This is a genomic window from Pseudomonas sp. 24 E 13 (genome assembly GCF_900004715.1).
Classification (GTDB): Bacteria; Pseudomonadota; Gammaproteobacteria; order Pseudomonadales; family Pseudomonadaceae; genus Aquipseudomonas; species Aquipseudomonas orientalis_A.
Genome location: NZ_CVTO01000133.1, coordinates 8219 through 30665, shown reverse-complemented (window position 1 = coordinate 30665; position 22447 = coordinate 8219). Strand labels below are relative to the sequence as shown.

21 protein-coding genes are annotated in these 22447 nt (G+C 61.4%); 10 read left to right on the top strand and 11 right to left on the bottom strand.

What is annotated here, in order from left to right:
• Positions 1 to 212: 212 nt before the first annotated feature.
• From BFP90_RS16895 to cmoB, 3 genes are all read left to right on the top strand, one after another.
• Entirely contained in the window at positions 213 to 602 is a 390-nt protein-coding gene (locus BFP90_RS16895) for a protease inhibitor I42 family protein (protein WP_065897505.1), read from the top strand.
• Between the two features lie 138 nt (positions 603 to 740).
• Positions 741 to 1484 carry a carboxy-S-adenosyl-L-methionine synthase CmoA gene (gene cmoA, locus BFP90_RS16890; RefSeq protein WP_065897503.1) on the top strand — a complete coding sequence of 248 codons (744 nt, stop codon included), beginning with the start codon at positions 741 to 743 and terminating at the stop codon, positions 1482 to 1484.
• Positions 1481 to 2437 carry a tRNA 5-methoxyuridine(34)/uridine 5-oxyacetic acid(34) synthase CmoB gene (cmoB, locus tag BFP90_RS16885; RefSeq protein WP_065897501.1) on the top strand — a complete coding sequence of 319 codons (957 nt, stop codon included), beginning with the start codon at positions 1481 to 1483 and terminating at the stop codon, positions 2435 to 2437. Before cmoA ends, cmoB begins: the two co-directional genes overlap by 4 nt.
• Positions 2438 to 2579: 142 nt before the next feature.
• Here the strand turns inward: cmoB and tadA are convergent, their stop codons facing one another.
• From tadA to lptF, 10 genes are all read right to left on the bottom strand, one after another.
• The gene (gene tadA / locus BFP90_RS16880) at positions 2580 to 3074 is read right to left on the bottom strand and encodes a tRNA adenosine(34) deaminase TadA (protein WP_065885934.1); all 495 of its coding nucleotides are present in this window, start codon (positions 3072 to 3074) and stop codon (positions 2580 to 2582) included.
• Complete coding sequence (locus tag BFP90_RS16875; protein ID WP_065897499.1) at positions 3074 to 4456, bottom strand: multicopper oxidase family protein; 1383 nt, start codon at positions 4454 to 4456, stop codon at positions 3074 to 3076. The genes tadA and BFP90_RS16875 overlap by 1 nt, the downstream gene beginning before the upstream one ends.
• Positions 4457 to 4648: 192 nt before the next feature.
• On the bottom strand, positions 4649 to 5392 hold the full coding sequence (pdxJ, locus tag BFP90_RS16870) for a pyridoxine 5'-phosphate synthase (RefSeq protein ID WP_065897497.1): 744 nt from the start codon (positions 5390 to 5392) through the stop codon (positions 4649 to 4651).
• A gap of 51 nt (positions 5393 to 5443) precedes the next feature.
• Positions 5444 to 6133 (bottom strand): DNA repair protein RecO, encoded by a 690-nt coding sequence (gene recO, locus BFP90_RS16865; RefSeq protein WP_065897493.1) that lies wholly within the window; start codon positions 6131 to 6133, stop codon positions 5444 to 5446.
• A gap of 142 nt (positions 6134 to 6275) precedes the next feature.
• Positions 6276 to 7178 (bottom strand): GTPase Era, encoded by a 903-nt coding sequence (gene era, locus BFP90_RS16860; protein WP_043204836.1) that lies wholly within the window; start codon positions 7176 to 7178, stop codon positions 6276 to 6278.
• The gene (gene rnc, locus BFP90_RS16855; protein ID WP_003188856.1) at positions 7171 to 7860 is read right to left on the bottom strand and encodes a ribonuclease III; all 690 of its coding nucleotides are present in this window, start codon (positions 7858 to 7860) and stop codon (positions 7171 to 7173) included. The genes era and rnc overlap by 8 nt, the downstream gene beginning before the upstream one ends.
• A 144-nt stretch (positions 7861 to 8004) precedes the next feature.
• On the bottom strand, positions 8005 to 8859 hold the full coding sequence (gene lepB / locus BFP90_RS16850) for a signal peptidase I (RefSeq protein ID WP_065894847.1): 855 nt from the start codon (positions 8857 to 8859) through the stop codon (positions 8005 to 8007).
• A 5-nt stretch (positions 8860 to 8864) separates the two neighbouring features.
• The gene (lepA, locus tag BFP90_RS16845) at positions 8865 to 10664 is read right to left on the bottom strand and encodes a translation elongation factor 4 (RefSeq protein WP_003210439.1); all 1800 of its coding nucleotides are present in this window, start codon (positions 10662 to 10664) and stop codon (positions 8865 to 8867) included.
• Positions 10665 to 10818: 154 nt separating this feature from the next.
• Entirely contained in the window at positions 10819 to 11898 is a 1080-nt protein-coding gene (gene lptG, locus BFP90_RS16840; protein WP_065894846.1) for an LPS export ABC transporter permease LptG, read from the bottom strand.
• A complete protein-coding gene (gene lptF / locus BFP90_RS16835; protein ID WP_065894845.1) occupies positions 11891 to 13009 on the bottom strand; it encodes an LPS export ABC transporter permease LptF in 1119 nt (372 codons plus the stop codon). The genes lptG and lptF overlap by 8 nt, the downstream gene beginning before the upstream one ends.
• Positions 13010 to 13294: 285 nt before the next feature.
• On the opposite strand from lptF, the gene BFP90_RS16830 reads away from it, so the two are divergent.
• The 5 genes from BFP90_RS16830 to rlmF all read left to right on the top strand — a co-directional run bounded on the left by BFP90_RS16830 (position 13295) and on the right by rlmF (position 20098).
• The gene (locus BFP90_RS16830) at positions 13295 to 14782 is read left to right on the top strand and encodes a leucyl aminopeptidase (protein WP_065897490.1); all 1488 of its coding nucleotides are present in this window, start codon (positions 13295 to 13297) and stop codon (positions 14780 to 14782) included.
• A gap of 145 nt (positions 14783 to 14927) precedes the next feature.
• Positions 14928 to 15356 (top strand): DNA polymerase III subunit chi, encoded by a 429-nt coding sequence (locus tag BFP90_RS16825; RefSeq protein ID WP_065894843.1) that lies wholly within the window; start codon positions 14928 to 14930, stop codon positions 15354 to 15356.
• A 7-nt stretch (positions 15357 to 15363) separates the two neighbouring features.
• Positions 15364 to 15738 (top strand): DNA polymerase III subunit chi, encoded by a 375-nt coding sequence (locus tag BFP90_RS16820; protein ID WP_065885925.1) that lies wholly within the window; start codon positions 15364 to 15366, stop codon positions 15736 to 15738.
• A gap of 211 nt (positions 15739 to 15949) precedes the next feature.
• Entirely contained in the window at positions 15950 to 18796 is a 2847-nt protein-coding gene (locus BFP90_RS16815) for a valine--tRNA ligase (RefSeq protein WP_065897488.1), read from the top strand.
• Between the two features lie 285 nt (positions 18797 to 19081).
• Entirely contained in the window at positions 19082 to 20098 is a 1017-nt protein-coding gene (gene rlmF / locus BFP90_RS16810; protein WP_065885923.1) for a 23S rRNA (adenine(1618)-N(6))-methyltransferase RlmF, read from the top strand.
• A 180-nt stretch (positions 20099 to 20278) separates the two neighbouring features.
• On the opposite strand, the gene BFP90_RS16805 is transcribed toward rlmF, so the two are convergent.
• Positions 20279 to 20560, bottom strand: a complete 282-nt coding sequence (locus BFP90_RS16805; protein ID WP_005785131.1) for an HU family DNA-binding protein — start codon at positions 20558 to 20560, stop codon at positions 20279 to 20281.
• A gap of 397 nt (positions 20561 to 20957) precedes the next feature.
• On the opposite strand from BFP90_RS16805, the gene yejK reads away from it, so the two are divergent.
• Together yejK and BFP90_RS16795 are read left to right on the top strand one after the other, a co-directional pair.
• The gene (yejK, locus tag BFP90_RS16800; RefSeq protein WP_065885922.1) at positions 20958 to 21962 is read left to right on the top strand and encodes a nucleoid-associated protein YejK; all 1005 of its coding nucleotides are present in this window, start codon (positions 20958 to 20960) and stop codon (positions 21960 to 21962) included.
• Positions 21962 to 22312, top strand: a complete 351-nt coding sequence (locus tag BFP90_RS16795) for a glutaredoxin family protein (RefSeq protein WP_065894841.1) — start codon at positions 21962 to 21964, stop codon at positions 22310 to 22312. The genes yejK and BFP90_RS16795 overlap by 1 nt, the downstream gene beginning before the upstream one ends.
• Positions 22313 to 22447 lie beyond the last annotated feature (135 nt).

The following is a 22447-nucleotide window of genomic DNA, read 5'->3' as shown; positions in this document are numbered from 1 at the left end:
TATGTACTCGGTCTGATCCAACATCCTGGTCGGCCCTGAGGCCGCCATCGGGGGCAAGCCCCCTCCCACACTTGACCGCATTCCAATGGATGTACTCGGTCAAGTGTGGGAGGGGCCCCGATGAGGCCAGACCTGCCAACCCACCCCCTTCTGTCACAACGTGCCCCATCTTCGGTTATGCTCGCCCTTCGTCGTGTATAAACGGAGCCCCCATGACCGCCGCCCGCCTGCTTCTCCCCTTGAGCCTTGCACTGCTGGCCGCGTGCGCCAGTGCGCCGAAGCAAAACGTCACCGTGGAAGATCAGAGCGCCTGCCCGCTCCAGCTTAAACCTAACCAAACCCTGATCCTCACCCTGCCCAGCAATCCCACCACCGGCTATCGCTGGGCCATCCAGGACTCCGCCGGCGGTGTACTGCGCGCATTGAGCCCCGAGGTCTACAGCAGCAGCGAATCCGGCGTGATCGGCGGTGGCGGCCAGTCGACCTGGCGCTTCCAGGCGTTCGCCGCCGGCCAAGGCCGTCTGCGCCTGACCTCCCAGCAACCGTGGGAACCGGAAGCCGAACCTGTCGAGACCTTCGACTGCGCCATCACGGTGAACTGATGGGCCAAGGCTTTGGTGACGTGCTGATTCCGGCACCGCGTTCATCCAGAATGTCTGCGTAATCGTTGACGACCATCGCAGGCAAGCCAGCTCCTACGCTAAAATGCCGGCCTTTCCCCCTTCGTCGCCGGAACAACCGTGAGCAAAGAACCCGATCGCCTATTCGCCCAGCCCCTGCCCCAGGTGCCGGACTTCGCCTTTAACGAGGACGTGGTGCGGGTGTTCCCGGACATGATCAAGCGCTCGGTGCCCGGTTACCCGACCATCGTCGAGAACCTCGGTGTGCTCGCCGCCCAGTTCGCCCAGCCGAACAGCGTGCTGTATGACCTGGGCTCATCCCTGGGTGCGGTCACCCAGGCCCTGCGCCGCCATGTGCGCACCGAGGGTTGCCGGGTGATCGCGGTGGATAACTCGACGGCGATGGTCGAACGCTGCCGCCAATACCTCAATGGCCAGGACTCGATGTTCCAGGAGTTACTGCCGGTGGACGTGATCGAGGGCGATATCCTTGCCCTGCACTTCCAACCGGCCTCGGTGGTGGCGCTGAACTTCACCCTGCAATTTATCGCCCCCGATGAGCGCCTGGCATTGCTCGGGCGTATCCGTCAGTCGCTGCTGCCGGGCGGCGCCCTGATCCTCTCGGAAAAGCTGCGCTTCAATGATGCCCAGGAGCATGGGTTGCTGACCGACCTGCATATCGCGTTCAAGCGCGCCAACGGCTACAGCGAACTGGAAATCGCCCAGAAGCGCAGCGCCATCGAAAACGTCATGAAGCCCGACAGCCTCGAAGAACACCGCGAACGCCTGCTGGCGGCCGGGTTCTCGAAAGTCGTGCCGTGGTTCCAGTGTCTTAACTTTGCCTCGTTGATTGCCTTGCCATGATTGATTTGTCTCCCCTCGCCCGCCATCTGGTCGGTACTCCCCTGGCCGTATGGGCCCAGGGCCTGCAAGCGCAGCTCGATAGCAAGATGGAAAAAGGCCACGGCGACCTGGAGCGCTGGCAGAGTGCTTTGGACGCACTGCCGAATATCCAGCCCAGTGACGTGGACCTGTTGAACGGCCTGGTGCTGGACACGGATTGCGACGACGAGACTCGCGCACAGATGCACACGGCGCTCATGGGGCTGAGCCCTTGGCGCAAAGGCCCGTTCCACCTGTTCGGCGTGCATGTGGACACCGAATGGCGCTCGGACTGGAAATGGTCCCGAGTGGCGCCGCATCTGGACTTGAAGGGCAAGCGCATCCTCGATGTGGGTTGCGGCAATGGCTATTACATGTGGCGCATGCTCGGCGCCGGCGCCGACAGCGTGATTGGCGTGGACCCCAACTGGCTGTTCTTCTGCCAGTTCCAGGCGGTGCAGCGTTACCTGTCCGAACCCAGGGCCTGGCACCTGCCGTTCCCGTTCGAAGACCTGCCGGCGAACCTTGAAGGCTTCGACACGGTGTTTTCCATGGGCGTGTTCTACCACCGTCGTTCGCCGATCGAACACTTGCTGGCGCTGAAAGACACGCTGGTCAAAGGCGGTGAGCTGGTGCTGGAAACCCTGGTGGTGGACGGCGATCAGCAGCAAGTGCTGGTGCCGGAAGACCGCTATGCGCAGATGCGTAACGTGTGGTTCCTGCCGTCGGTTCCGGCGCTGATGCTGTGGCTGCGCCGCGCCGGATTCAGCGATGTGCGCTGCGTGGACGTGAGCGTGACCACGGTCGAGGAACAACGCGGGACGGCGTGGATGAAGTACCAGTCGCTCAGTGACTTCCTCGATCCCGAAGATCACAGCAAGACCATTGAAGGGCTGCCGGCGCCGATGCGGGCGGTGATCATCGCCAGGAAATAACGGTGAGTTATCACTGAATATATGGAGATCCAAATGTGGGAGGGGGCTTGCCCCCGATAGCGGTGTATCAGCCATGGATGTGGTGACTGACACTCTGCTATCGGGGGCAAGCCCCCTCCCACACTTTTATCCTCAGTGTTCTTTAGAGTGGGGGCTTGGCCCGCCGAGCCTTGAAGAATTCACTCAACACTGTGCCGCACTCCTCGGCCAGCACCCCGCCTTCAAACAGTACCCGATGGTTGAGAAAGCCCTGGGTAAAAAACTGCCCCTGGCTCTGCACGATCCCGGCCTTGGGCTCGAGTGCGCCATAGACCACCCGTGCAATTCGCGAATGCACGATCAACCCGGCGCACATGCTGCACGGTTCCAACGTCACATAGAGGGTACTGCCCGGCAGGCGGTAATTGCTGACGGCGTGGGCGGCCGCGCGGATCGCGACCATCTCGGCATGGGCACTGGGGTCATTGCCGCTGATCGGGCAGTTGAAACCGCGGCCGATGATCTCACCGTCCTGCACCAGCACCGCGCCCACCGGCACTTCACCCAGCGCCGCGCCCTGGGCGGCGAGTGCCAGGGCTTCGCGCATGAAGTCCTGGTCGCGGCTGCGGTCGATGATCGCGGGGCGAACCTGGCGCATCACGCCACCTCGATGGCGGCCATCAGGCCGGTTTCCATATGGTCGATCACATGGCAGTGGAACATCCACACCCCCGGGTTATCCGCCACCAGGGCTACGCGGGCACGTTCGTTCTTGCCCAAGAGGTAGGTGTCGGTGAAATACGGGATGACCTTGTGGCGGTTCGACGCAATGACCTTGAAGCTCATGCCGTGCAGGTGGATCGGGTGCTGGTACTGGGTCATGTTCTTCAATTCGAAAATGTAGCTCTTGCCCTTCACAAGCTTGGCAATGGGGCGGTCGGCGCAGGTCTTGTCGGTGATGTCCCAGGCCTGGCCGTTGATCTGCCACAGGCTCGGCGGCTTGCCGTTGTCGACGTTGACCGACACCGAACCGACCCATTCGAAATTGAAGTTGAGTTTCTCGGCATTGGCCAGGTCCGGTTCGGCAACCGGGTTGGCCGGCAGCGCCGGGGGCCACTCGGTGGGCGCATCGGTGTTGGCCACCGAACGGAACGTGCCCAGGCGCACCGGGCCATTGCGGATCGACAGCTCTTCGCCGGCGGGCGGCGCCTTGATCGCCAGGCAGATACGCATGCCGGGGCCCAGCCAGTATTCCTTGCCCAGCGGGCGCGGCTCGATGGGGTTGCCGTCCAGCGCGTAGATCTGCGCGTCGACATCCGGAATGTTGATGCGATACGTCAGGGTGTTGTCGAGGTTGAGCAGGCGCACCCGGGTGATCTGCCCGGCCGGCAGGTCAATCACGGCCTGGGACACGCCATTGATGGTGGATAAACGCCCCGCCGTGCCGCCACGCGCCGCCTCACGGGGAATGCTGAAGGCGACAAAGGCGCCCTCTTCGTCCACGTGCCAGCTTTTCAGGCTGAGGGTGCGTTCGTGTTTGAAACCGGTGGGCTCGCGCTCCTCGATGATCAGCGGTCCGACCAGGCCCCGGCCGAGTTCTTCGCTGCTGTTGACGTGCGGGTGATACCAGTAGCTGCCGGCGTCGGGCACACGGAACTTGTAGTCGAAATACTCCCCTGGCAGCACCGGCAATTGCGAGACGTAGGGCACGCCGTCCATCTCCAGCGGCAGGCGGATGCCATGCCAGTGGATGGTGGTGGCGACCGGCAGGTGGTTGATAAAACGCACCCGCAGCCACTCGCCCTGGCGTACGCGCAACTCAGTGCCGGGCGCGGAAGGGCCGAACGCCCAGGCCTGGGTGGTGTGGCCCGGCACCAATTCCACGTCCAGGGGCGCGGCGATCAACTCGTAATCGTGCCCCGCCTCGGACTCGGCGACCTTCCCCAGCCAGTAGCGGTAGCCGCCACCGGCACCGACGCCCACTACGGCCAGGCCTGCAAGACCACCCAGGATTTGTCGACGGGAAAAGGATAGGGACACAACAACCTCACGTATCTGCCGCAGGCACAGGGCCTGCAAAGGGCGGATACGATACACCTGCGAGCGCTAAACAGTAAGGGTTCGCATGTGGGAGGGGGCTTGCCCCCGATTGCGGCGTATCAGGTAAGAATAGGCTGACTGACACACTGCTATCGGGGGCAAGCCCCCTCCCACATTGGATCTGCAGTGTTTTTAGTGTTTGGCGGCCGCCAGGATCAGCGCCTTCATCTCGGCCACGGCGCCCTTGAAACCGACGAACAGCGCATGGGCCACCAGCGCATGGCCGATGTTCAGTTCGTTGATGCCCTTGATCGCCGCCACGGCTTCGACGTTGTGGTAGTGCAGGCCATGGCCGGCGTTGACGATCAGGCCTTCGCCAAGCCCGCAGTTCACGCCGTCGATGATGCGTTGCAGCTCTTCAGCCACTTCGGTCGGCGTGGTGGCATCGGCGTAGCGGCCGGTGTGCAGTTCGATGGCCGGGGCACCGATGCGGCGTGAGGCCTGGATCTGACGCTCGTCGGCGTCGATGAACAGCGACACTTCGCTGCCGATCTTCGACAGGCGCTCCACGGCAGCCTTGATCCGTGCCTCCTGGCCGGCCACGTCGAGGCCGCCTTCGGTGGTCAGTTCCTGGCGGGTTTCCGGCACCAGGCAAATGTGCGCCGGGCGGATGCGCTCGGCGAACTGCATCATTTCTTCGGTGACGCCCATTTCGAAATTCATGCGGGTCTGCAGCACGTCCTTGAGCAGCAGCACGTCGCGCTCCTGGATATGGCGGCGGTCTTCGCGCAGGTGCACGGTGATGCCGTCGGCGCCCGCTTCTTCGGCGTCCAGCGCGGCCTTGACCGGGTCCGGGTAACGAGTGCCCCGGGCCTGGCGCAGGGTGGCGACGTGGTCGATATTGACGCCAAGAAGAATGCGATTGCTGGTGGTCACGGAAGCGCTCCTGAAAAGGGAAAGAATCGGTGCACAGCATACACGGGGATGTCAGGGCTTTCGAAACAACTCGCGACTGACCAGCGGCCGTCCGCCCAGGTGCACGGCCAGGGCCTGGCGCATCAGGCGCTTGGCGGCGGACAAGGCGCCGGGGGCGGTCCAGTCCGCTTCGCTCATGGCCAGCAACTCGGAGCCCTGGAACAGGCCGGGTTGCAGCAGGTACACGCGCTCAAGGCCTGCATCCACTTGCAGGCGATACAGCCCGTCGGCGGCGACAGGGTCACCGTGCAGGTCGTTGTGCAATTCAAAGCCGTAGCCCAGGTCATCCAGCAGGCGCCATTCAAAGGCCCGCAGCAGCGGTTCCAGGGGACGGCCTTCGGCGAGGGCGAGCAAGGTGGCGGCGTAGTGATCGAAGACGGCCGGATGCGGGTCTTCGGCGGGCAGCAGGCGGATCAGCAGCTCATTGAGGTAGAGACCGCTGAACAGCGCATCGCCATTGAGCCAGGCGGACGTGCCGACGCTTTCCAGGCGGCCGACATTCTTCAGCTCGCCCTTGCCGCGAAACTCCACGTCCAGGGCCACGAACGGCCGCGCCAGCGTACCGGCCTTGCCCCGCGCGCTGCGCAGAACCGCGCGCAGACGGCCCTGGGGCGTAAGGAAGTCCACCAGGGCGCTGGTCTCACGGTAGGCGCGGCTGTGCAGCACATAGGCGAGCTGGCTGGGAGGCGGGGATTGGGACATGGGTTCTCGATCTTGAAAACAACATCAAACGAATGTGGGAGGGGGCTTGCCCCCGATGGCAGTGTGTCAGTCACTTATCCATTAACTGATCCACCGCCATCGGGGGCAAGCCCCCTCCCACATTTTTTAGCCCTGCGGTGTCTTACAGGTCGCCGTAGCCCAGGGAGCGCAACGCGCGCTCATCATCGGACCAGCCACCCTTAACCTTCACCCACAGGTTGAGCATGATCTTGGAATCGAACAGCAATTCCATGTCCTTGCGCGCCTCGGTGCCGATGCGCTTGATGCGCTCGCCCTTGTCGCCAATGATGATTTTTTTCTGGCCGTCACGCTCAACCAGGATCAGTGCATGGATGTGCAGGGTTTTGCCCTGCTGCTTGAACTCTTCGATTTCAACGGTGATCTGGTACGGCAGCTCGGCGCCCATCTGGCGCATGATTTTCTCGCGCACCAGTTCCGCAGCAAGGAAGCGGCTGCTGCGGTCGGTGATCTGGTCTTCCGGGAAGAAGTGCTCGTTCTCCGGCAGGTAGCCGGCAATCACGCGCTCCAGGGCTTCGAGGTTGTGGCCGTGCTGCGCCGAGATCGGCATGATCTGGGCATTCGGCAGTTGTTCCTGCAGCCAGGTCAGGTGCGGCATCAGTTCGGCTTTGTCTTCGATACGGTCGGTCTTGTTCAGCGCGACGATCAACGGGCCGGTGACGTACTGCACGCGCTCCAGAACCATCTGGTCTTCGTCGGTCCACTTGGTGCGGTCGACCACGAAAATCACCACGTCGACGTCTTTCAACGCCGCCGAAGCGGTTTTGTTCATGTAGCGGTTAAGCGCCTTTTCACCGCCCTTGTGCATGCCGGGGGTGTCGACGTAGACCGCTTGCACGGTGCCTTCAGTCTTGATGCCCAGCATGTTGTGGCGGGTGGTCTGCGGCTTGCGCGAGGTGATCGCGAGCTTCTGGCCGAGGATGTGGTTGAGCAGCGTGGACTTGCCCACGTTGGGGCGGCCGACGATGGCAACATAGCCACAGCGTGTTGCGGTTGAATCAGTCATGGCCATTCTCCACGCCCAGGGCAATCAGTGCTGCAGCGGCCGCTACCTGTTCGGCAATACGACGGCTCACACCCTGACCTCGGCTTTTTTCGTTCAGTAAGGTGATTTCACATTCCACGAAGAACACGCGGCAATGCGGCTCACCCTGGATATCCACCACTTCGTAGCGTGGCAGTTCGCAACCGCGCGACTGCAGGTATTCCTGCAGGCGGGTCTTGGGGTCCTTGTTGGTGTCGACCAGCGTCAGGCTTTCGATTTCCGAAGCCAGCCAGGCGACCACGCGCTCCTTGGCCGTCTCCATCCCTGCATCGAGGTAGATCGCACCGATCAAGGCTTCCAGGGCATCAGCCAGGATCGACTCGCGACGGAAACCGCCACTTTTCAATTCACCGGAACCCAGCCGCAGGTACTCGCCCAGGCCGAAACCGCGAGCCAGCACGGCCAGGGTCTCGCCTTTCACAAGACGGGCGCGCAGGCGCGAAAGCTGGCCTTCGCGCGCTTGCGGGAAACGCTCGAACAGCGCCTCACCGGCGGCGAAATTGAGGATGGCGTCACCGAGGAATTCCAGGCGCTCGTTATTGCGCCCTGCAAAGCTGCGGTGTGTGAGGGCAAGGACCATCAATTCCTGGTCCTTGAAGGTGTAGCCGAGCTGGCGCTCGAGACGACTCAGAGAAACGGTCACGGTTTATCCATATCTAGTTGGTGGCACCGGCGGCCATCGACGATTGACGCAGTGTTCAAATTCACATCCTGCTGGGTACCGGGCATTGGAAAATGTCCAAGCCCCAGAAAAGCATTCGGCGCTGTGATCACAGCGCCGCCTGTATTACTTGATCAGCCCGACCCGCGAGAAGTTCGGCAGGTGGCTGAGCTTGGGTTCCGGCCAGCTCATCCAGACCGCGAAGGCTTTGCCGACGATATTCTCGTCGGGCACCATGCCCAGCAGGTCCTTGGGAATAGTGGGGTCATCCCAGTAGCGACTGTCGTTGGAGTTGTCGCGGTTGTCGCCCATCATGAAGTAGTGCCCGGCAGGCACTTTCCACTGGCCATCGGGCATCGCGCGGTAGCGGCTCATTTCCTTGCGGATCTGGTGCTCTACCGCACCGAGTTTTTCCTGGTACAGCTCGGCGCTGCCCAACGTGTTCGGCTCGGCGCCCAACAGTTTTTCGGCCACCGACTCACCGTTGATGAACAGGCGCTTGTCGCTGGTGTAGCGGATCACGTCGCCCGGCAGGCCGACCACACGCTTGATGTAGTTGACGTTCGGGTCGCTCGGGTAGCGGAACACCATCACATCACCGCGCTGCGGGTCACCGACTTCAATCACCTTCTTGTCGATCACCGGCAAGCGAATCCCGTAGGAAAACTTGTTCACCAGAATGAAGTCGCCCACGTCCAGGGTAGGTTTCATCGACCCCGAAGGGATCTGAAACGGCTCCACCAGGAACGAACGCAGCACCAGCACGATGAACAATACCGGGAAGAACGATTTGCCGTATTCGACCAGCAAAGGCTCTTTGTTCAGCTTCTCGACCACCACGGCATCGGGCTGGCTGACGCTGCCCTGATAGGACGCGATAGCCGCCCGCCGACGCGGGGCGAAGAACACCAGATCGAGCAACGCCAGGAAACCACAGACGGCAACGGCGATGACCAGCAACAGCGGGAAATTTAGCGACATAGGACCTAACTATCCAACCTGAGCACCGCAAGGAAGGCTTCTTGTGGAATTTCCACATTGCCCACTTGCTTCATGCGTTTTTTACCGGCCTTTTGCTTCTCAAGCAGCTTGCGCTTACGGCTGACGTCGCCACCGTAGCATTTGGCCAGTACGTTCTTTCTGAGTGCCTTGACGGAGGTCCGCGCAATGATCTGCCCGCCAATGGCGGCCTGGATCGCAACGTCGAACATCTGACGCGGAATCAGTTCTTTCATCTTCTCGGTCAACTGGCGACCTTTGTAGTGCGCATTGTCCTTGTGCACGATCAATGCCAGGGCATCAACCTTGTCGCCGTTGATCAATACATCCAGCTTCACCAGATTAGCCGACTGGTAACGGTCGAAATGGTAGTCCAGCGAAGCATAGCCGCGACTGGTGGATTTGAGACGGTCGAAGAAGTCCAGGACCACTTCGTTCATCGGCAAATCGTAGGTCACCTGCACCTGGGTACCGAGGAACAGCATGTCGTGCTGCACGCCACGCTTTTCGATACAGAGGGTGATGACGTTGCCCAGGTGCTCCTGCGGCACCAGGATATTGGCGCGCACGATCGGTTCACGCATGTCTTCGATGGAAGACAGGTCTGGAAGCTTGGAGGGGTTGTCGACGTAAATCGTTTCACCGGTTTTCAGCGCCAGCTCGAAAATAACCGTTGGCGCGGTGGTGATCAGGTCCAGGTCGTATTCGCGCTCCAGGCGCTCCTGGATGATCTCCATGTGCAGCATGCCGAGGAACCCGCAACGGAAACCGAAGCCCAGGGCGTCGGAGCTTTCCGGGGTGTACTGCAACGACGAGTCGTTGAGGGTCAGCTTTTGCAGGGCTTCGCGGAAGTCTTCGAAGTCGTCGGAGCTGACCGGGAACAGGCCGGCATAGACCTGCGGCTGAATGCGCTTGAAGCCTGGCAGCACGTCGACATCGGGCGTTGAGCTCAGGGTCAGGGTGTCACCGACCGGCGCACCGTGGATGTCCTTGATACCGGCGATGATGAAGCCTACTTCGCCGGCTTTCAGATCAGTGGTGGCAGTGTGCTTGGGGTTGAACACGCCGACGCTGTCCACCAGGTGGATCTTGCCGGTGGACTTGACCAGGATCTTGTCGCCCTTCTTCACGCGGCCATGGCGCACGCGCACCAGGGAGACAACGCCCAGGTAGTTGTCGAACCAGGAGTCGATGATCAACGCTTGCAGCGGATCTTCGTAGTTGCCGGTCGGCGCGGGGATGGTCTTGACCAGGCGCTCGAGCACTTCATCGACGCCCAGGCCGGTCTTGGCGCTGCACTCGACGGCGTCGGTGGCGTCAATGCCGATGATTTTTTCGATTTCTTCCTTGACGCGGTCCGGATCGGCCTGTGGCAGGTCGATCTTGTTCAGCACCGGCATCACTTCCAGGCCCTGCTCGATGGCGGTGTAGCAGTTGGCCACGGACTGGGCTTCAACGCCCTGCCCCGCGTCCACCACCAGCAGCGCGCCTTCGCAAGCGGCCAGGGAACGGCTGACTTCATAGGTGAAGTCGACGTGGCCCGGGGTGTCAATGAAGTTGAGCTGGTACTTGATACCGTCTTTGGCGGTGTAGTACAGGGTAACGCTGTGGGCCTTGATGGTGATCCCGCGCTCGCGTTCGAGGTCCATGGAGTCCAGGACCTGGGCTTCCATTTCACGCTCGGCAAGGCCGCCGCACATCTGGATGAATCGATCGGCCAGCGTCGACTTACCATGGTCAATGTGGGCGATGATGGAGAAATTGCGGATATGACTCAAATCACTCACGGATCAACACTCAAAAAGGCTGCAGGCAGATTGCCCGCTGAAAAATAGCCGGGAATTGTACCTGATGCTCGGGCCAGACGTCATCTTTGCTGACGAACACAAAAAAGCCCCGTTTCCACGGGGCCCAATGTTGCAGGAGCGAGCTTGCTCGCAATCAGCCGGCTCGACGCAGCAACCAGAACCCGGCCACGGCGCAGATAAACGTCGGTACCAGCACCGCGAATAGCGGCGAAAACCCGAATACCAGGCTCGACGGCCCCAGCAAGTCCTGGGCGATGCGGAACGTGAAGCCCACCAGCACCCCGGTGAATACCCGCTGGCCGAGGGTCACCGAACGCAACGGGCCGAAGATAAAGGAGATCGCCATCAGCACCAGCGCCGCGGTGACCACCGGTTGCAATACCTTGACCCAGAACGCCAGCCAGTAGCGGCCATTGTTCAGGCCCTGGTCCTTGAGGTAGTGGATATAACTCCAGAGACCCGAGATCGGCAGGGTTTCCGGAACCATGATCACCGTATTGAGCAGCTCCGGCTTCAGCGCGATATCCCATGTCTGGGTGGGTTCATTGACCACTTCGGTGCTGGCATTGAACCCCTGGCCCACATTATGGAACAGCGTGGTGGTGACCTCGCTCAGCTGCCATTGCGCGCCATCGTATTGCGCGCGCTTGGCGAAGCTGGAGCTGAGCATGTGCCGCTCTTTGTCAAACGTGTAGCGTGTGACCCCGATCAACAAGCCGCCGGGCTGCACGGCGTTGATGTGGATGAACTGGTCGCCCTGGCGGTGCCACAGGCCGTGCTTGGCACTCTGCGCATCGCCCGAACCCTGGGCCAGGGCGCGATTGGCCTGGGCGGTGGCTTCGGACGGTGGCGCGACGTATTCGCCGATCAGCACGCTGCACGCCATCAGCAGCAGCATCGGCTTCATGACCGCCCAGACGATACGCCCGATGGACACGCCCGCCGCGCGCATGATGGTCAATTCGCTGTTGCTGGCCAGGGTGCCCAGGCCGATCAGGCAGCCGATCAGGCCGGCCATCGGCATCATGTCGTAGAGACGACGCGGCGCGGTCAACGCCACGAAGCTCAGTACGTCCATGACGGTATAGGTATCGGTAACGTTGCCCACTTCATCGATGAAGGCGAACAGCGAGGCCAGGCCCAGGATGATGCCCAATACCGCCAGGATGGCGATCAGTACGCTGCTACCAATGTAGCGATCGAGCTTAGCCACGAGCCAACTCCTTCAGGCCACGACGGCTCTTCATTTTCAAACGGATAGGCTCCCAGTAGAGCAGCCCCAGGCCGATCACCAGGAAAATCCCGTGCACCCACCACAGGCCCAGGGCGGGCGGCAACTTGCCCTTTTCCAGGGAGCCACGGGCGGAAATCAGGATGGTCAGGTAAGCCATGTACAAAAGGATCGCCGGCAGCAGCTTGAGGAATCGGCCCTGGCGCGGGTTGACGCGCGACAGCGGCACCGCCATCAAGGTCACGATAAACACCAGCAGCGGCAGGGACAGGCGCCATTGCAGCTCGGCGATGGAGCGCAGTTCCTGGCTGCCGAACAGCGAGGCGGTGGGCAGTGCGTCGCGGTCGGTGACTTCGTCGCTGATATCGGGCTTGGGCAGCATCACGCCGTAGGTGTCGTATTTGATCACGCGGTAATCGGCCAGGCCCGGGCTGCCATCGTAGCGATAGCCGTTGTCCAGGATCAGGTAGCGGCTGCCGTCGGGGCGCACTTCCTGGCGGCCGCCGTCGGCCACCAGGATCGAGATGCCACGGTCTTTCTGGTCCTTGCCGAGGTTTTTCTGGGAAATGAACACGCCGCTCAGGTTGGAACGGTCTTCGGTCATTTCTTCGGTGTAGGTCACGCGCGTGCCGTCGTTGAGTGCCTGGAAACGCCCGGGTTCGAGGGTGTCGAACTCGGTCATCGCGTCCTGCTTGTTCAGCAGCAGCTGGAACTGCATCGCACCTTGAGGCGCGAGGCTCAGGCTCAACCAGGCCACTACCAGGGCAACGCCGGCGGCCGGCACCATGGTCATCGCCAGCAGACGCTGCTGGCTCATACCGGTGGCGGACAGCACGGTCATCTCGCTTTCGAGATAAAGCCGGCCATATGCCAGCAGAATGCCAAGGAACAGGCCGAGCGGCAGGATCAGTTGCAAAAAGCCAGGCAGGCGAAAGCCCATGATCAGGAACAGCGAGCCCGGATCCAGGGCGCCGGAGGCAGCCTGCGCAAGGAATTTGACGAAACGACCACTCATGATGATGACCAGCAATACCGCACTCACGGCACTCAGGGTCAACAGGACTTCGCGGGATAGATAACGGAAGACGATCAAACCAGACACTCCAGGGTTGTCAGGCTAAGGCGGCCAAACAAGCAAGCATACCGAGTCGACCCGTTTATCACGGGTCGGCTAAAAAGATGGCGCATTATCCTGTGATTGACCGCGCCTGTCACTGCGCAACCTCATGCGCATGCACAAAGCGTGCTTCGAGGGTTGTCAGGCTTCGCCTGCGAGGTTCAAACTGCGGCCTTTGTCGCTGGCGGCTTACAAGGCTGCCGCGCTTTTAAAGCCTGGGTAAAAACGCCAGGCTCACCGACCTTTATAAGGGACCCGAAAATGGAATTGGTTGTAAAAAGCGTTAGCCCCGAAACGTTGAAAACCGCCACCCTCGTGGTCGCTGTCGGCGAAGGCCGCACACTCGGCGTTGCCGCCAAGCAACTGGATGAACTGAGCGGCGGCGCCATCAGCGCCGTGCTCAAGCGCGGCGACCTGGCCGGCAAAGTCGGCCAGAGCCTGCTGCTGCACAGCCTGCCGAACCTCAAGGCCGAGCGCGTGTTGCTGGTGGGCGTGGGCAGTGACGCCGAACTGGGCGACCGTCCGTTTCGCAAGATCGTCAGCGCCATCCTCACCACGCTTAAAGGCCTGGGCGGCAGCGACGCGGCACTGGCACTCGACGAAATCGTCATCAAGGGCCGTGACAGCTACGGCAAGACCCGCCTGCTGGCCGAAAGCCTGGTGGACGGTGGCTACGTCTTCGACCAGTTCAAGAGCCAGAAAGCCGACCCCCGTGCCCTGAAGAAAATCACCCTGCTGACCATCAAGGCCGCACAGGCTGAAGTCGAGCGCGCCGTGACCCACGCCACTGCGATCGCCAAGGGCATGTCGTTCACCCGTGACCTGGGCAACCTGCCGCCGAACATCTGCCACCCCACCTACCTGGGCGAACAGGCCAAGGCGCTGGGCAAGGAGTTCAAGGGCCTCAAGGTTGAGGTGCTGGACGAGAAGAAGATCAAGGAACTGGGCATGGGCTCGTTCTATGCCGTAGGCCAGGGCAGCGACCAGCCGCCTCGCCTGATCGTGATGCAATACAACGGCGGCAAGAAGTCCGAGAAGCCTTACGCCCTGGTGGGCAAAGGCATCACCTTCGACACCGGCGGCATCAGCCTCAAGCCGGGCGCCGGCATGGACGAGATGAAGTACGACATGGGCGGCGCCGCCAGCGTGTTCGGCACCCTGCGTGCCGTGCTGGAACTCAAGCTGCCGATCAACCTGGTGTGCATCCTGGCCTGCGCCGAGAACATGCCGAGCGGCGGTGCTGCCCGCCCAGGCGATATCGTCACGACCATGAGCGGCCAGACCGTGGAAATCCTCAACACCGACGCCGAAGGCCGCCTGGTGCTGTGCGACGCGCTGACCTACGCCGAACGCTTCAAGCCGCAGGCGGTGATCGACATCGCCACCCTGACCGGCGCCTGCGTGGTTGCCCTGGGCGCCCACACCTCGGGCCTGCTGGGCAACAACGACGAGCTGATCGAGCAACTGCTCAGCGCCGGCAAGGCTGCCGACGACCGCGCCTGGCAGCTGCCGCTGTTCGATGAGTACCAGGAGCAACTGGACAGCCCGTTCGCCGACATCGCCAACATCGGCGGCCCGAAAGCCGGCACCATCACCGCCGCCTGCTTCTTGTCGCGGTTCACCAAGAACTTAAACTGGGCGCACCTGGACATCGCCGGCACCGCATGGGCCAGCGGCAAGGACAAGGGCGCCACTGGTCGTCCAGTACCGCTGCTGACCCAGTACCTGCTCGATCGCGCCAAAGCCTAAGCGCCACCGGCCCTTCTGTAGGAGCGAGCTTGCTCGCGAAGATCGCCAACGATAACGCGCCCATCCCGGATGAACGCGGTGTCCTCTGGTTTTTCGCGAGCGAGCTCGCTCCTACAGGACTGGCGGGCCAGCACCAGGAACCGCAATGACCCAAGTCGACTTCTATATATTGCCCAGCGCCGACCCATCCGCGCGCCTGGACTTTGCCTGCAAGCTCACCGAAAAGGCCTGGCGCATGGGCCATCGCATTTACCTGCATTGCAGCGATGCCGCCCAACGCGAGGACCTCGATGCCCGCCTGTGGCGCTTCAAGGGCGAAAGCTTCGTACCCCACGGCCCCGCCGAATCGGAACCTGACGGCGTGGTAGTACTGGGTTTGGGCGACAGTTGCGGCGACCACCATGACCTGCTGGTCAACCTTGACCTTAAAGTACCGGCCTTTGCCAAGGCCTTCGCCCGTGTGGCGGAAGTGGTGGTGGAAGACCCGGCTATTCGTCAGGCCGCGCGGGAGAGTTTCCGTTTCTACCGCGAACAGGGCTATCCTCTGCAGGACCACCGGCTACAACGACTTTGAGCACATGATGGACACGCCCAATCCGCTGAAAAAAGACGACCACCTGCTGGACGACCTCGAGTCGATCCGCCAGCTGCTGGGTGATGATGGCTTGCAACCGCCGCTGTTGACCGAAACGGCCGATGGCGAGATACAGATTCCGCTGTTGTTCGACATGGTCGGCAACAAGTCTGCTGCGCCGGAGCCAGCCATTACCGAGCCCGCCCCCGCTGCCGAAAAAGCCCCCGACGCCCTGCTGCTGCACCTGGACAACGAACTGCGCGCCGCCGCGCAATTGATCATGCAAGACGTGATCGATGATTTTTCGCCGCATATTGAAGCCGAGATCAAACGGCGAATGGATGCGCGGATGGAACGGTTGCTGAGCCAGTACCAGTCTTAAGCCACACCGAGATCCCCTGTGGGAGGGGGCTTGCCCCCGATAGCGGTGAGTCAGCAGTCTATTTGAAGCTGACACACTGCCATCGGGGGCAAGCCCCCTCCCACATTTGGTTGCATACACCTTAAGCCCTGTCTTCGCCTCGCCCTGCGCTCTATCCCCCGTTATACTTGCCGGCTTTCCTGAATAAATGCCAACTAGGGTCCCGCCGCGCATGGATAAGACCTACCAGCCCCACGCTATCGAAACTTCCTGGTACAACACCTGGGAGTCCGAAAACTATTTCGCCCCACAAGGTGCGGGCGACTCGTACACCATCATGATTCCGCCACCGAACGTCACTGGCAGCCTGCACATGGGCCATGGCTTCAACAATGCGATCATGGATGCGTTGATCCGTTTCCGCCGCATGCAGGGTCGCGACACCCTGTGGCAACCGGGTACCGACCACGCCGGTATCGCCACCCAGATGCTGGTGGAACGCCAACTCGAAGCCACCGGCCAGAGCCGTCACGACCTGGGCCGCGAGAAATTCCTCGAGAAAATCTGGGAATGGAGAGACCAGTCCGGCGGCAATATCAGTCGTCAGATCCGTCGCCTGGGCTCCTCCGTGGACTGGAGCCGCGAGCGCTTCACCATGGACGACGGCCTCTCGGAAGCGGTGAAGGAAGCCTTCGTGCGCCTGCATGAAGACGGCCTGATCTACCGTGGCAAGCGCCTGGTCAACTGGGACACCAAACTGCACACGGCGATTTCCGACCTCGAGGTGGAAAACCACGACGAGAAAGGCTTCCTGTGGAACCTCAAGTATCCGTTGGCTGACGGCGCCAAGACCGCCGAGGGCAACGACTACCTGATCGTCGCCACCACCCGTCCGGAAACCATGCTCGGCGACGCCGCCGTTGCGGTTAACCCGAACGACGAGCGCTACCAGGCGCTGATCGGCAAGTTCGTCGAGCTGCCGCTGGTCGGTCGCCGCATCCCGATCATCGCCGACGACTACTGCGACCCTGAATTCGGCACCGGCTGCGTGAAAATCACCCCGGCCCACGATTTCAACGACTACGAAGTCGGCAAGCGCCACAACCTGCCGCTGCTGAACATCTTCGACAAGAATGCCGCCGTGTTGCCGGCCTGCCAGGTGTTCAACCTGGACGGCACGCTGAATGACAGCATCGACGGCAAGATCCCGGCCGAATACGCCGGCCTCGACCGCTTCGAAGCGCGCAAGCAGATTGTTGCCGCCTTCGACGCTGCCGGTTTGCTGGTGAGCGTTGACGACCACGGCCTGAAAGTGCCGAAGGGCGACCGCTCCGGCACCGTGATCGAGCCGTGGCTGACCGACCAGTGGTACGTGTCCACCAAGCCGCTGGCCGAGCCTGCCATTGCCGCCGTGGAAGACGGCCGCATCCAGTTTGTGCCTAAACAATACGAAAACATGTACTTCTCGTGGATGCGCGACATCCAGGACTGGTGCATCAGCCGTCAGCTGTGGTGGGGCCACCGTATTCCGGCTTGGTACGACGAATCGGGCAAGGTGTATGTAGGCCGCGACGAAGCCGAAGTGCGCGCCAAGCACAACCTCGGTGCCGACATCGCCCTGCAACAGGACAACGACGTACTGGACACCTGGTTCAGCTCGGGCCTGTGGACCTTCTCGACGTTGGGTTGGCCGCAGCAGACCGAATTCCTGAAGAAATTCCACTCCACCGACGTGCTGGTCACCGGCTTCGACATCATTTTCTTCTGGGTTGCCCGGATGATCATGCTCACCATGCATCTGGTGAAGAACGAAGACGGCACCCCGCAGGTACCGTTCAAGACCGTGTACGTGCACGGCCTGGTACGCGATGGCCAGGGCCAGAAAATGTCCAAGTCCAAGGGCAACGTCCTGGACCCGCTGGACATCATCGACGGCATCGACCTGGAAACCCTGGTGCAGAAACGCACCTCGGGCCTGATGCAGCCCAAACTGGCGAAAAAGATCGAGAAGCAGACCCGCGACGAGTTCGCCGACGGCATCGCCAGCTACGGCACCGACGCCCTGCGCTTCACCTTCTGCTCGCTGGCCTCCACCGGTCGCGACATCAAGTTCGACATGGGCCGCGTTGAAGGCTATCGCAACTTCTGCAACAAGATCTGGAACGCCGCGCGCTACGTGCTGGATAAAGGCGAAGACTGCGGCCAGAACGGCGAAGCCTTCGAACTGAGCCTGGCCGACCGCTGGATCATTTCGCAGCTGCAGCGCACCGAAGCCGAAGTGACCCGCCAGCTCGACCAGTTCCGTTTCGACCTGGCCGCCCAGGCCTTGTACGAGTTCATCTGGAACCAGTATTGCGACTGGTACCTGGAACTGTCCAAGCCGGTGCTGTGGGACGAAAACGCGCCGGTCGAACGCCAGCGCGGCACCCGTCGCACCCTGGTGCGCGTACTGGAAGTGGCGCTGCGCCTGGCACACCCGTTCATGCCGTTCATCACCGAAGAAATCTGGCAGCGCCTGGCGCCGCTGGCCGGTGTCGAAGGCAAGACCATCATGCTGCAGCCCTGGCCGGTGGCCAATGAAGCCCGTATCGATGAGGCCGCCGAAAGCGATATCGAATGGCTCAAGACCCTGATGCTCGGCACGCGCAACATCCGCGCCGAGATGAACATCGGTCCGGGCAAGCCGCTGGCCGTGTTCGTCAAGAACGCCAGTGCCGAAGACCAGCGTCGCCTCAGCGAAAACGATGCGCTGCTCAAGAAGCTGGCCAAGCTGGAGTCCATCACCGTATTGGCCGATGGCACCGAAGCACCGCTGTCGGCCACTGCGCTGGTCGGCGATATGGAAGTGCTGGTGCCGATGGCCGGCCTGATCGACAAGGGCGCGGAACTGGCCCGTCTCGACAAGGAAATCGCGCGCCTGCAAGGCGAAGTGCAACGCGTGGGCGGCAAGCTGTCCAACGCGGCATTCGTCGACAAGGCGCCGGCGGAAGTGATCGAGAAAGAACGCGCCAAGTTGGCCGAGGCTGAACAGGCTCTGGGCAAGTTGGCGGAGCAACATGCGCGGATTTCCAGCCTGTAAGGCTTGAGTCGCGTAAAAAAGAGACCTTCGGGTCTCTTTTTTTTGCCCGCAGTTCCTGCGCACGCGGTCCATGTGGGAGGGGGCTTGCCCTACGCCGTCTGTAGGAGCGAGCTTGCTCGCGAAAAACGTCAACGATAACGCGTATTTTCTGAATAAACGCGGTGCCTGGGAGTTCTTCGCGAGCAAGCTCGCTCCTACAAAGGGCTAGCCCCCTCCCACATTTGAACGAGTTGGGCTCAGGATGTGTGACAATGGCCGCCACTTTGAGCCAACACCAGAATCAACATGACCGCCCCCAGCACACCCAAACCACCGCGCAAGAAGCCTAAAACCGCCGCCACGGCCAAACCCGTCGCGCCACGCAAAGAGGCTACCCTGCACCCGCGCAACCGCCACACAGGCCGTTACGACTTCCAGGCGCTGATCAAGACCACGCCGGAACTGGCGCAATTCGTGATCATCAATCCCTATGGCAAAGAGAGCATCGACTTCGCCAGCCCGGACGCGGTGCGGGTGTTCAACCGGGCGTTGCTCAAGTCGTTCTATGGCATCCAGCATTGGGACATCCCGGCCGATTACCTGTGCCCGCCGGTGCCCGGGCGCGCCGACTACGTGCACTTCCTCGCCGACCTGCTGGCCAGCGTCAACGACGGCAAGATTCCGCGCGGTTCCATCGTCAAGGTGCTGGATATCGGCATGGGCGCCAACTGCGTCTACCCGCTGATTGGCTACATGGAGTACCGCTGGAACTTCCTCGGCTCGGAGGTCGACCCTATCGCCGTGGCGGCTGCCAAGGCCATCGTGCAGTCCAACGACTTGAGCAAAGTCATCGAGTTGCGCCAGCAACCCAACCCCAAGCACATCCTGCTGGGCCTGCTGGAGCCTGCCGAACGCTTTGACCTGACCATGTGCAACCCGCCGTTCCACGCGTCCATGGACGAAGCGACCAAAGGCAGCGAGCGCAAGTGGCGTGCACTGGGCAAAGCCGACCCCAAGCGCAAATTGCCGGTGCTGAACTTCGGCGGCCAATCGGCCGAACTGTGGTGTGAGGGCGGCGAAGCGCGTTTCGTGACGCAATTGATCGCCGAAAGCGCGCATTTTGCCCACAAGGTGCTGTGGTTCAGCACACTGGTGTCAAAAGCGTCAAACCTGCCCGCGATCGAGACGGCGTTGAAAAAGGCCGGCGTGCTGGAAAGCCAGGTGGTGGAAATGTCTCAGGGGCAAAAGCAGAGCCGCTTCGTCGCCTGGACCTTCCAGACCAAGAACGAACAGCAGATCTGGCGCCAGCGCTGGGTGCGCTGACGCCCACCTGTAGGAGCGAGCTTGCTCGCGAAAAACGCCAAGGCGCCGCGTTCAACCAGGACGGGCGCGTTATCGTTAACGTCTTTCGCGAGCAAGCTCGCTCCTACCGTTGCAAACAAAATCGCAGGCAACAAAAAACCGTGCCCGGATCACTCCGGAGCACGGTTTTTTTACGGCATCTTACTTGTTAACAGCGTCGGTCAGGCCTTTGGCCACAACCAGCTTGATAACTTTCTTGGCAGCGATTTCGATGGCAGCGCCAGTCGAAGGGTTACGGCCGGTACGGGCAGGACGCTCGGTCACTTTCAGCTTGCCGATACCTGGCAGAGTGATTTCGCCGCCGTTTTCCAGCTGATCGGCAACGATCTGGCCCAGTTGGTCCAGCGCTGCGCGCGCGGTGGTTTTCGGCGCGTCGATAGCTTCAGCGATATCAGCGATCAGTTGGTCTTTAGTCAAAGCCATTGTGGTGTTCCTTCCCTATCAAATTCATATGGATTGCAGAGTGCAGTGTCAGCCGTCGAGCCCGACCGTGTCGGCCTGGCGCCCCGGCTATAACCTTTGGAGAACGGGGTTATAGATGCTTGAAACGGGGATTGGTTCGACCTGACAAATGCTGAATGCACGCTTAACGCCGAGACTTGGCGTAAGACGGGGCAAAACTAGCACAGAGACGGGGAAATATCCGCCTCAACATACCCATTTGGTCAGCTTTATCGCTCTAAAGCGTGAAAAAACCCCATATGCACGGTGGGAGAACATCCAAACCGCCCCTCCAGGCGCGTCTTGACCAACGGGTGCGGTACACTGGGCAACTTTTTGCGGGAGGCTCAACGCTCCCCTTCAACCAGCCGAGAAGCCTATGCCGATCCGTCATTGCATCGTCCACCTGATCGACAAAAAACCCGACGGCACACCCGCAGTTCTGCATGCCCGTGATTCGGAGCTGTCCGAATCGGCCGCCATCGAGAACATGCTTGCCGACCTCAACGAGAGCTACAACGCCAAACAGGGCAAGGCCTGGGGTTTCTTCCATGCCGAGTCCGGCGCGCACCCGTTCAGCGGCTGGTTGAAGGAATACTTTGACGGTGGTCAGGATTTCACCACGTTCAGCCGTACCGCAGTGGAACATCTGCAGAAGCTGATGGAGGAGTCCAACCTGTCGACCGGCGGTCACGTGCTGTTCGCCCACTACCAGCAAGGCATGACCGACTACCTGGCCATCGCCCTGCTGCACCACAGCGAAGGCGTGGCGGTGACCGACGAGCTGGACGTGACGCCCTCACGTCACCTGGACCTGGGCCAACTGCACCTGGCCGCGCGGATCAACGTGTCCGAGTGGCAGAACAACAAGCAGTCCAAACAGTACATCTCGTTTATCAAGGGCAAGAATGGCAAGAAGGTCTCGGAATACTTCCGCGACTTTATCGGCTGCCAGGAAGGCGTCGACGGCCCGGGCGAAACCCGCACCCTGCTCAAGGCGTTCAGTGACTTCGTTGAAAGCGAGGACCTGCCGGACGAGTCGGCGCGCGAGAAAACCAAGACCCTGGTGGACTACGCCAGCAGCCAGGCCAAGCTCGGCGAGCCGATGGGCCTGGAAGAACTGTCCGGTCTGATCGATGAAGAGCGGCCTAAAGCGTTCTACGACCATATTCGCAACAAGGACTACGGCCTGTCGCCGGAAATTCCTGCCGACAAACGCACCCTCAACCAGTTCCGCCGCTTCACCGGCCGCGCCGAAGGCTTGTCCATCAGCTTTGAAGCGCACCTGCTGGGCGACAAGATTGAATACGACGAAGCCGCCGGCACCTTGATCATCAAGGGCCTGCCGACCCAACTGACCGATCAGCTCAAGCGCCGTAACTGATGCTTGGCGGGGTCTTGAAGAAAGTCCTGCTGGTGTTGCTGGTGGTGGTGGTCATTCAGAACTGGGGCAAGGTCGAGCGGCTGTTCAACCCGTCGCAGGTGGTGTCCGAGCAGGTACGCAGCTCGGCGCGTGTGGTGCTTTACGCCACCGAGTGGTGCGGCTACTGCAAGCAGATCCGGCGCTTTCTGGACCAGAAGGGGATTCCTTACCAAACCTTCGACATCGAGAAGGATGCCCAGGCGCGTAAGGCGTATGAAGCGCTGGGTGGCGGCGGGATTCCGTTTGTGGATGTCAATGGCACGTTGATTCGCGACTACAACCCGGATGCCATCATGGCTGCCCTGAAATAACCCGGTCCTCGAAAACACCGCAGATCAAATGTGGGAGGGGGCTTGCCCCCGATGGCGGCCTCAGGGCCGATCAGGATGTTGGATCAGATCGCGTACATATCCGTTTCTGCGGTAACGGCCACTTAGGGTTCCGCC

What these genes read in the sequence shown, in the direction of transcription:
- BFP90_RS16895 (WP_065897505.1), top strand. Translation starts at nt 213, where the DNA reads ATGACCGCCGCCCGCCTGCTTCTCCCCTTGAGCCTTGCACTGCTGGCC.
- cmoB (WP_065897501.1), top strand. Translation starts at nt 1,481, where the DNA reads ATGATTGATTTGTCTCCCCTCGCCCGCCATCTGGTCGGTACTCCCCTG.
- tadA (WP_065885934.1), bottom strand. Translation starts at nt 3,074, where the DNA reads ATGCGCCAGGTTCGCCCCGCGATCATCGACCGCAGCCGCGACCAGGAC.
- recO (WP_065897493.1), bottom strand. Translation starts at nt 6,133, where the DNA reads ATGTCCCAATCCCCGCCTCCCAGCCAGCTCGCCTATGTGCTGCACAGC.
- era (WP_043204836.1), bottom strand. Translation starts at nt 7,178, where the DNA reads ATGACTGATTCAACCGCAACACGCTGTGGCTATGTTGCCATCGTCGGC.
- lepB (WP_065894847.1), bottom strand. Translation starts at nt 8,859, where the DNA reads ATGTCGCTAAATTTCCCGCTGTTGCTGGTCATCGCCGTTGCCGTCTGT.
- BFP90_RS16830 (WP_065897490.1), top strand. Translation starts at nt 13,295, where the DNA reads ATGGAATTGGTTGTAAAAAGCGTTAGCCCCGAAACGTTGAAAACCGCC.
- BFP90_RS16825 (WP_065894843.1), top strand. Translation starts at nt 14,928, where the DNA reads ATGACCCAAGTCGACTTCTATATATTGCCCAGCGCCGACCCATCCGCG.
- BFP90_RS16820 (WP_065885925.1), top strand. Translation starts at nt 15,364, where the DNA reads ATGGACACGCCCAATCCGCTGAAAAAAGACGACCACCTGCTGGACGAC.
- BFP90_RS16815 (WP_065897488.1), top strand. Translation starts at nt 15,950, where the DNA reads ATGGATAAGACCTACCAGCCCCACGCTATCGAAACTTCCTGGTACAAC.
- rlmF (WP_065885923.1), top strand. Translation starts at nt 19,082, where the DNA reads ATGACCGCCCCCAGCACACCCAAACCACCGCGCAAGAAGCCTAAAACC.
- BFP90_RS16805 (WP_005785131.1), bottom strand. Translation starts at nt 20,560, where the DNA reads ATGGCTTTGACTAAAGACCAACTGATCGCTGATATCGCTGAAGCTATC.
- yejK (WP_065885922.1), top strand. Translation starts at nt 20,958, where the DNA reads ATGCCGATCCGTCATTGCATCGTCCACCTGATCGACAAAAAACCCGAC.
- BFP90_RS16795 (WP_065894841.1), top strand. Translation starts at nt 21,962, where the DNA reads ATGCTTGGCGGGGTCTTGAAGAAAGTCCTGCTGGTGTTGCTGGTGGTG.